This window comes from Streptomyces sp., from assembly GCF_050698815.1.
In the GTDB taxonomy this organism is placed as follows: domain Bacteria; phylum Actinomycetota; class Actinomycetes; order Streptomycetales; family Streptomycetaceae; genus Streptomyces.
On sequence record NZ_JBOHCV010000475.1, the window covers coordinates 1 to 8729 of the forward strand.

An 8729-nucleotide genomic window follows, 5' to 3' on the forward strand; every position below is an offset into this window, starting at 1 on the left:
CGACATGGTCGGCTACTCGCTGATCGTCGAGCAGGTCGGCCGCGGGGACTCGTCCGCCCGGACCGTGGTCTCCGTCCAGACCTCGCTGGTGTGCGGATCGATCGAGACTTGGGGAACCGAGGAACAGAAGCATGAATGGCTTCCCCGCCTCTGTTCGGGCGAAGCGCTCGGGTGCTTCGGGCTCACGGAGCCCGACACCGGCTCCGACGCCGCCAACCTGTCCACGCGCGCGACGAAGGTCGACGGCGGCTGGAAGATCTCCGGCCAGAAGCAGTGGATCTCGCTCGGCAACTTCGCCAAGCTCGCGCTCGTCTTCGCCCAGACCGACCCGGATCAGAAGCACCGCGGCCTCGCCTGCTTCCTCGTGCCGACCGACTCCCCGGGATTCAGCTCGGAGAAGATCCATGGCAAGCTCGGCCTCCGCTCCTCCGACACGGCCGAACTCTCCTTCACCGACGTCAAGGTCCCGGTCGAGGACATGCTCGGGGAGCCGGGCAAGGCGTTCACCTACCTCACGCACAACCTGCCGCAGGAGCGCCTCGGCATCGCCATCGGTGCGTACGCCATGTCCGCCGCCGCCGTGCGCTTCGCCCACGAGTACGTCAAGGAGCGGACGGTCTTCGGCCGCGAGGTCGCCTCCTTCCAGAACACCAAGTTCGTGCTGGCCGACTGCAAGGCCGACGTCGACGCCATGCAGGCCGTCTGCGACCGTGCGCTGGACGCCCTGGACCTGGACGAGCTGACCCCGGCCGACGCCGCTTCCGCGAAGCTCTTCACCACCGAGCTGGCGGCGAAGGTCATCGACAAGTGCCTGCAGCTGCACGGCGGTTACGGCTACATGCTGGAGTACCCGGTCGCCAATCTGTACGCGGACACCCGCGTCTCCCGCATCTACGGCGGTACCAGCGAGGTCATGCGCTCCATCGTGGCCAAGTCGATGGGGCTGTGATCCGCGCTGTGATCATCACCATGATCCGCGGTGTGACCTGCGTCGTAACCCCCGGTAGCCCGGAACGGGCACAATCGTTGGCATGAGCAACGAACTGACGTCCCTGCTCGACCTGCTCGATCTGGAGCAGGTCGAGCAGGACATCTTCCGCGGGGACAGCCGGGCCGCCGTCGTCCCCCGTGTCTTCGGCGGGCAGGTCGCCGCACAGGCACTGGTCGCCGCCTGCCGGACCGTACCGGAGGGCCGGCTGCCGCACTCGCTGCACTCGTACTTCCTGCGACCGGGAGATCCGGGAGCCCGCATCGTCTACACGGTCGACCGGATCAGGGACGGGCGGTCCTTCACGACCCGGCGCGTCGTCGCGGTACAGCACGGCCAGCCCATCTTCCATCTGTCCAGCTCCTTCCAGACGCACGAGGAAGGGCTCGAACACCAGGAGCCGATGCCCGAGGCGCCCGACCCGGAGTCCCTGCCGACGGCCGAGGAACTGCTGCCCCGGTACACGGAGCTCTTCCGTGGCTCGGATGTGCCCGAGCGGCTGATGAAGGCGCGGGCGGCCGTCGACCTGCGGTACGTACGCGAACCTCCGTTCGCCAGCGCGGGCGAGCCGCGCGAACCGCGTTCGCAGGTCTGGTTCCGCACCAACGGCAAGCTGGACGGCGCCCACGACGACCCCATGCTGCACATCTGCCTGGCCACCTACGTCTCGGACATGACGCTGCTGGACTCGGTGCTGCTGGCGCACGGCCGCGGCGGCTGGGCGGTGGGCGACGTGGTGGGCGCGAGCCTGGACCACGCGATGTGGTTCCACCGTCCCTTCCGCGCGGACGAGTGGCTGCTCTACGACCAGGTCAGCCCGACCTCGCAGGGCGGCCGCGGACTCGGCAGCGGACGGATCTTCACCCGCGACGGCCGGCTGGCGGTCTCGGTGATCCAGGAGGGCGTCGTACGGGTCCCGAGGGACTGACCCGCTCCCCGGTTCGCGGTGCCTCGAGGATGCCGAAGAGGGCGAGCCACTGCGCCGGCGTGACGTGGCCGACGGGGGTGGGCTCGGGCAGCCGCACCTCGCGGAAGGCCGCCCGCACGTGCGCGGTGCGGCGCCCGCGCGTCAGTGTCGCGAACAGTGAGCCGCCCACCCCGGTGAAGCCGTGCGCGACGAAGTCGCGGTAGCCGGGGAGGAGTCCGGTGGGCAGCAGCGGTGTGCCGCGCCGGTCGATCCGCAGCACGGCGGAGTCGGTACGGGGCACCGGCGTGAAGTGCCGCCGAGGGATGTCCGGTCCGGGCAGCCAGTCGTACTCGGGCCAGCTGCTCACCGTCAGCAGGGTCCAGCGCCGGTATCCACCGGTGCGCTTGCGGGCGTAGGCGAGCTGGGTGACCAGCGTGGCCGACGTCAGACCGGGGGCCGCGAGACACCAGCGGACGATGTCGGACGTGCGGGAGTAGGGGATGCTGCCGACCACCGCGAACGGCTCGCGGGGCGCCCGCGCACGCACGAAGTCACCATGCACGATACGGACGTTGGGCTGCGCGCGCAGCAGCCGCGGCAACCGGGCGGCGAGGGCCGGGTCCAGTTCGTAGGCGACGACCTGGCGGCAGGCGCGGGCGAGGGGCCGGGTCAGCACCCCTTCGCCCGCGCCCGGTTCGAGCACCAGGTCGTCGGGGCGCAGCCCCGCGCAGCGCACGATGCGATGGATGACGGCGGGGTCGTGCAGGAAGTTCTGGGAGAGCGTGCTGCGGCGGCGTGCCACGGTGAGGTCCTCTGGTGCGGGGAGGACAGGCGGGGCACCAGCGCGCACTCGTACGCATGGGTTACGGGCATGCCGCGGCCGGGCCTGTCCGGTGGATGGGGACACCGGAGGCCCTGGCCGGGGGTACCACCCACGCGCGCAGCGCAGTGGGGGAGCAGGACGCGTCGTCAGGTCAGCAGAGCAACACGCGGAATGGTCGCTCGGAACGCCTCAGGCGTCCTGGCGGACGGCCAGGGCCGGACGCCGGTCGCGCGGGCGAATGACGAGCTGGGGGCAGGCCCAGCCGGCGCCCCGTGCATTGGCGCGCGCACCGTTGATGATGGCCTGGAAGGCTGCGGACATGGCCGCGACGCTAGGCCGCGCCGCGGGGGGCCGCAAGCGAATTACGGCGGACCCTCAGGCCAGGCCGGTCGCTCCCGTCAGTCCGGCCGCGGTCAGCAGGTAGGCGGTCATCGGCTCGTAGAACCGCGGGTCGGCGACGTGGTCGTCCAGCGGCACGGTCACCTCGAGGGTGTCCTCGGCCTCGCCGAGGAAGAGTGCCGGGTCGTTGCAGTCCGCGAAGCCCACCGTGTCGATGCCGCGCTGCCCCGCGCAGCCCGCCCAGCCGTGGTCGGCCACCACCAGCTCCGGCAGCGCCTCACCCGCCAGTTGCAGGGCGTTCAGCGTCTGCGTCATCGGCTCGGGGGAGTGGGTGTGCCACAGGGACGCGCCGCGCTCGTACGTCGCGACGCCGCCGAACTGCACGATCACGCCCTCGTCCGCGTACGTGCCCAGCGGTACGCGGACGATCTCGCACCCCGCGACGCGCAGCGCCCGCGCGAGCGCGCCGTGCATGTCGAGGAGCGCCCCGGGGTGCCCGGTCGCGAACAGCACGCGCCGCTGCCCCTCCGCCGCCTTGCGCAGCTCCGCCGCCGCCCGGTCCAGCGCGCCGACCGTCATCTCGGGGTCGATGGTGTCCTGGCCGCTGCGGTGGTCGGGGTCGTCGACGACCCCGCAGCGCTCCGCCATCACCGCCAGCACGTCCTGTTCGTCGGCCCAGCGGTCGCCGAGCTCCAGCCCCAGCCAGTAGTGCCGGTCGCCGTTGGCGAGCTTGCGGTAGTGGGAGAGGTTGTTCTCGCGCGGAGTGGCCACGTCCCCCGCGATGCGGGTGCGGACCAGGTGGTCGATCAGCTCGGCTCTGGTGGGGGCGACGGCGGCGGCGAATATGGGCATGCGGCCATTGTGACCCCCCGGCCGATGGCGCCGGTGGCCGTACCCCCCGCACCGGTTCGACGCGGCAGCGCGCGGCCAGTCCTGTACGCGGCGGACAAAAGACGGCCGCGCGGGTGCTGATACGGCCAAGAAGCACTGGCGTGCACGCCGCCTACGCTCGCCTGCATGAGCACAGCTGAGCAGCCCCAGCCGGCCCCGCAGTCCCCGCATACCCGGCCGCGGTCCGAACCGCGCGGCCCTGTCGACTCCTCCCGCATCCCGCGCTACGTGGGCCCCTCGACCTTCGCGCGGCTGCCCCGCCTGGATGAGGTCGACGGCCGTACGGACGTCGCGGTCGTCGGTGTCCCCTTCGACACGGGTGTCTCCTACCGCCCCGGCGCCCGCTTCGGCGGCAACGCCATCCGTGAGGCGTCCCGCCTGCTGCGTCCGTACAACCCGGCGCAGGAGGCCGCCCCGTTCGCGCTCGCCCAGGTCGCGGACGCGGGTGACATCGCGGCGAACCCGTTCAACATCGATGAGGCGGTGGAGACCGTGCAGGAGGCCGCCGACGGCATCCTGGACACCGGCGCCCGGCTGATGACACTCGGCGGCGACCACACCATCGCTCTGCCGCTGCTGCGCTCGGTCGCCCGGAAGCACGGGCCGGTCGCGCTCCTCCACTTCGACGCCCATCTGGACACCTGGGACACCTACTTCGGCGCCGCCTACACGCACGGCACCCCCTTCCGGCGGGCCTTCGAAGAGGGGCTGCTGGACACTTCGGCCCTCTCGCACGTGGGTACGCGCGGACCGCTCTACGGGAAGAAGGACCTGGACGAGGACGCCCGGATGGGCTTCGGCATCGTCACGTCGGCCGACGTGATGCGACGCGGTGTCGACGAGGTGACCGACCAGCTCCGCCAGCGCATCGGGAACCGGCCGCTCTACGTCTCCGTCGACATCGACGTCCTGGACCCGGCCCACGCACCGGGCACCGGCACACCGGAGGCCGGTGGTCTCACCTCACGTGAACTGCTGGAGATCCTGCGCGGGCTGGCCGGCTGCCACCTCGTCTCCGCCGACCTCGTGGAGGTCGCCCCGGCCTACGACCACGCCGAAATGACGTCGGTGGCCGCCTCGCACACGGCGTACGAGCTGACGACGCTGATGGCGCGCCAGATCGCCGGTCAGGCGAGCGGGAAGGAAGCCGGTGAGGCGAGCGGGAAGGAAGCCGGTCAGGCGAAGAGTTAGGCCCGCAGTCGCTTCGAGAACGGGTTCGAGAAGCGCACACGGGACTGTTTCCAGCCGTGTTCGGAACGGAGTGTATGCGCTTGCTTGCGCACCGTGCCCACCCCTGTTGAGCAGGGGCGGCGGGAACGTGGCTGGTGGGAGAGGGTGTGCGGGCAGAAGCACCGGTGACCCATGGTCACTGTGTGACATTGCTTTAATACGAGACGTTACCGAATTTGTTCGGTCGACGTGCATTCCGTGGAGATTCTCGGCAGACTCCGGAACGCGATCCCACGGGATCGTGGCGTCACATGACGAGCGACAGAGCCGGCCTCGTGGGGGGTGCTTGCCTGTCAGCATTCCATGGACGCCGCCCGCCGGGACGGTCCCGGGGAGCCCCCCGCTCTCCAGGATCGTCCCGGCCCTCGGGATGAAATCCCCACGCCAGGACGTTGGAGCCTTCGGCAGCTCCAGCCCGGAGCCGCCGGAGAGCGAGGAACAGGGTGACGGGGACGGAAGCGGCGACCGGGCAACAGGGGTGGGCACGGCGGCTGTCGGGGTACTGCTGGCGCTACAAGCGCGCCGTGCTGCTGGCGGTCGGCGCCTCGCTGGCGGGCATGGGCGTCATGGCGCTCGTACCGCTGCTCACCAAAGTGATCATCGATGACGTCGTAGCCGGCTCCGGCGGCAGCGGCGGCGACATGGTGCTGTGGATCGGGCTGCTGATCGCCGCCGCGGTCGTGGTCTACGTACTCACCTGGGCCCGCCGCTATTACGGCGGCAGGCTCGCTCTCGACGTCCAGCACGATCTGCGGACCGAGATGTACCGCGCGATCATCCGGCTCGACGGGCGCAGCCAGGACGAGCTGTCCACGGGACAGGTCGTCGGACGCGGCACCAGCGATCTGCAACTGGTGCAGAGCCTGCTGTTCATGCTGCCGATGATGATCGGCAACGTGCTGCTGTTCGCCGTCGCCCTCGTGGTGATGATCGTGCTGTCCCCGCTGCTCACGCTCGTCTCGCTCGCCGTCTTCCCTGCGCTGTGGTGGATAGCCAATCTGAGCCGCGTCCGCCTCTTCCCGGCGACCTGGTACGCACAGCAGCAGGCCGGCGCCGTCGCTTCCGTCGTCGACGGCGCGGTCACCGGTGTACGGGTGGTGAAGGGTTTCGGGCAGGAGGGCCAGGAGACGCGCAAACTGCGCGACATCGGCCGCGAACTGTTCGCCGCCCGGCTGCGCACCGTGAAGCTCAACGCCCGCTACACGCCCGCCCTGCAGACCGTGCCCTCCCTCGGGCAGGTCGGCATGCTGGCACTGGGCGGCTGGATGGCGACGCAGGGGCAGATCACGCTCGGTACGTTCGTGGCCTTCTCCACCTATCTCGCCCAGCTCGTCGGGCCCGTACGGATGCTCGCCATGATGCTGACCGTCGGGCAGCAGGCCCGGGCCGGCGTCGAACGGGTCTACGAGCTCATCGACACCGAGCCGCGGATGACCGAGCGCCCCGACGCGCACGAGCTGCCCGCCGACGCCGAGGCGTCCGTGGAGTTCGACGACGTCAGCTTCGGATACGAAGATCCCCCAAAAACCCCGCAAGCCGAGGGCCCCGAGGACCCAGACGGATCCGGACGACCCGACGGGCACAGCCGTGTCCTGAACGGGTTCAGGCTGCGGGTCGAGCCCGGCGAGACCGTCGCCGTCGTCGGCTCCAGCGGCAGCGGCAAGTCCACCCTCGCGCTGCTGCTGCCCCGCTACTACGACGCGACAGGAGGCGCGGTACGGGTCGGCGGACACGATGTGCGCGACCTCACCCTGGGCTCGCTGCGCTCGGCCATCGGCCTCGTCCCCGAGAACAGCTTTCTCTTCTCCGAGACCATCCGCGAGAACATCGCCTACGGCGCACCCGACGCCACCGACGAACAGATCAGGGAAGCCGCCCGCGCCGCCCAGGCGGACGGCTTCATCGCCGAACTGCCCGACGGCTACGACACCACCGTCGGCGAGCAGGGACTCACCCTCTCCGGCGGCCAGCGGCAGCGCATCGCGCTCGCCCGCGCTCTCCTCACCGACCCGCGGCTGCTGCTCCTGGACGACGCCACCTCGGCCGTCGACGCCCGCGTCGAGCACGAGATCCACGAGGCGCTGCGCGGCGTGATGGCGGGCCGCACGACGCTGCTGATCGCGCACCGGCAGTCCACCCTCGGGCTGGCCGACCGGATCGCCGTGCTGGACGGCGGGCGCCTCGCCGACGTGGGCACACACGAGGAACTGACGGCGCGCTGCGCGCTCTACCGCCGGCTGCTGACCGACCCGGACGAGCTGGGTGAGGTGCAGCGGGACCCGGCCGGTCTGGCTGTAGCCGGACCCACCGCCGCAGCCGCGGCCGCCACTCCGGCGGCGGCCGGCGTCACCTCTGAGCTGTGGGTGCGCAAGGACGACCCGGCCCGGGACGGTGCCGGGGGTCTCGGCGGCGCCGGCGGGGCCGGCGGATCCGCCGTCAGTGCGGCACAGGCCGGACGGCCCGGCGGGTTCGCCGGTGAACTGGCCGCGATGCCGGGCAGTCCCGAACTCCTCGCCCGGGTGGCCGCCCTGCCGCCCGCCGACGACACCCCCGGTGTCGATGAGGAGCAGGCGGAGCGGGCGGAGGATTCCTACGGGCTGCGGCGGCTGCTGCGCGGTTTCGGTGCCGCGCTCGCCCTCGCGCTGCTCTTCGCCGCCTTCGACGCCGGGTTCGGGCTGGCACTGCCGGTGCTGATCCGTAACGGCATCGACGACGGTGTGCAGAAGTCGGCGCTCGGCGCGGTCTGGATGGCGGCCGGGCTGGCGCTGGTGGTGGTGATCGGGCAGTGGGCCGCGCAGTTCGGTGCGATGCGGCTGACGGGACGTACGGGAGAGCGCGTCCTCTACGCACTGCGGGTGAAGATCTTCGCGCATCTGCAGCGCCTCGGACTGGACTACTACGAGCGCCATCTGGGCGGCGCGGTCATGACGCGGATGACGACCGACGTGGACGCGCTGTCGACGTTCCTGCAGACCGGTCTGGTCACGGCGGTCGTCTCGGTCTTCACCTTCGCCGGCATCCTCGTGGCGCTCCTCGTGCTCGATGTGCAGCTCGCTCTGGTCGTCTTCGCGACCCTGCCGCTGCTGATCGTCGGCACCTTCTATTTCCGGCGCAGGAGCGTCACGGCGTACGAGCTGGCGCGTGAACGGGTCAGTGTCGTCAACGCGGACCTGCAGGAGTCGGTGGCCGGGCTGCGCATGGTGCAGGCGTTCCGGCGCGAGCGCCGGGGCACGGACCGGTTCACGCAGCGCAGCGACGGTTACCGGCAGGCGCGGGTGCGCGGCCAGTGGCTGATCTCGGTCTACTTCCCGTTCGTGCAGCTGCTCGCCTCGCTCGCCACGGCCGCCGTGCTCGTGGTCGGCGCCGGCCGGATAGGCGAGGGCACGCTCACCGCGGGCGGGCTGGTCGCCTACCTGCTCTACATCGAGCTGTTCTTCTCGCCCGTACAGCAGCTGTCCCAGGTCTTCGACGGCTATCAGCAGGCGTCGGTCGCGCTCGGCCGCATCCAGCAGCTGCTGCGCGAGGAGAGCACGACACCCGCGCCCGAACAC

General features: G+C 71.1%; 6 protein-coding genes and 1 pseudogene. 4 read left to right on the forward strand and 3 right to left on the reverse strand.

What is annotated here, in order from left to right; all coding sequences use genetic code 11:
* Window positions 1-949: acyl-CoA dehydrogenase family protein (locus ACRDP3_RS17090; RefSeq protein WP_431517816.1), on the forward strand; the 949-nt coding region annotated here is incomplete at its 5' end.
* A gap of 82 nt (window positions 950-1031) precedes the next feature.
* Window positions 1032-1916 carry an acyl-CoA thioesterase II gene (tesB, locus tag ACRDP3_RS17095; RefSeq protein ID WP_431517817.1) on the forward strand — a complete coding sequence of 295 codons (885 nt, stop codon included), beginning with the start codon at window positions 1032-1034 and terminating at the stop codon, window positions 1914-1916.
* A 19-nt stretch (window positions 1917-1935) separates the two neighbouring features.
* On the opposite strand, the pseudogene erm reads toward tesB, so the two are convergent.
* From erm to ACRDP3_RS17110, 3 genes and pseudogenes are all read right to left on the reverse strand, one after another.
* Window positions 1936-2697: pseudogene (gene erm / locus ACRDP3_RS17100) on the reverse strand (ErmE/ErmH/ErmO/ErmR family 23S rRNA (adenine(2058)-N(6))-methyltransferase); the annotation flags it as partial.
* Window positions 2698-2907: 210 nt separating this feature from the next.
* Window positions 2908-3039, reverse strand: coding sequence for a hypothetical protein (locus tag ACRDP3_RS17105; protein WP_431517818.1), 132 nt, complete (start codon window positions 3037-3039; stop codon window positions 2908-2910).
* 54 nt (window positions 3040-3093) lie between these two features.
* The gene (locus tag ACRDP3_RS17110; protein WP_431517819.1) at window positions 3094-3909 is read right to left on the reverse strand and encodes a phosphatase; all 816 of its coding nucleotides are present in this window, start codon (window positions 3907-3909) and stop codon (window positions 3094-3096) included.
* A gap of 165 nt (window positions 3910-4074) precedes the next feature.
* On the opposite strand from ACRDP3_RS17110, the gene speB reads away from it, so the two are divergent.
* Window positions 4075-5139 (forward strand): agmatinase, encoded by a 1065-nt coding sequence (gene speB / locus ACRDP3_RS17115; RefSeq protein ID WP_431517820.1) that lies wholly within the window; start codon window positions 4075-4077, stop codon window positions 5137-5139.
* A gap of 482 nt (window positions 5140-5621) precedes the next feature.
* Window positions 5622-8729 (forward strand): ABC transporter ATP-binding protein (locus ACRDP3_RS17120; RefSeq protein ID WP_431517821.1); only part of this gene is annotated, 3108 nt, incomplete at its 3' end.